The organism is Vibrio sp. 03_296 (assembly GCF_002265885.1).
In genome coordinates this window covers 1-465 of the sequence record NZ_NPKW01001280.1, presented here as the reverse complement: position 1 = coordinate 465, position 465 = coordinate 1, and the positions used below count along the sequence as shown (strand labels likewise).

Here is a 465-nt window from a genome sequence, read left to right as displayed (position 1 = left end):
CAATCACTCCACACACTAAGTTCGAATCAGAAGTATACGTACTTTCTAAAGATGAAGGTGGTCGTCACACTCCATTCTTCAAAGGCTACCGTCCACAGTTCTACTTCCGTACAACTGACGTAACTGGTGATATCTCTCTACCAGAAGGCGTAGAAATGGTAATGCCTGGTGACAACATCCAAATGGTTGTTGAGCTAATCTCTCCAATCGCGATGGACGAAGGTCTACGTTTCGCGATCCGTGAAGGTGGCCGTACTGTTGGTGCTGGTGTTGTTGCTAAGATCTTCGCATAATTCTTTGAATTAAACGAAATCTTGCACTCTTCTTCAATTTGAAGAACAGCGCACAAGAAAAGAGGAAGCTTTGGCTTCCTCTTTTCGTTTATATAAAACATTAGCTCGTCTTAATAAACAAATAGTCTAAAACACGCATTACTTATTGTGGTAATGAGAATGATTATCCATT

1 pseudogene is annotated in these 465 nt (G+C 40.9%); it reads left to right on the top strand.

Annotation, left to right across the window (positions count from 1 at the left end):
- Positions 1–293: pseudogene (gene tuf / locus CIK04_RS31555) on the top strand (elongation factor Tu); the annotation flags it as partial.
- Between the last annotated feature and the right edge of the window lie 172 nt (positions 294–465).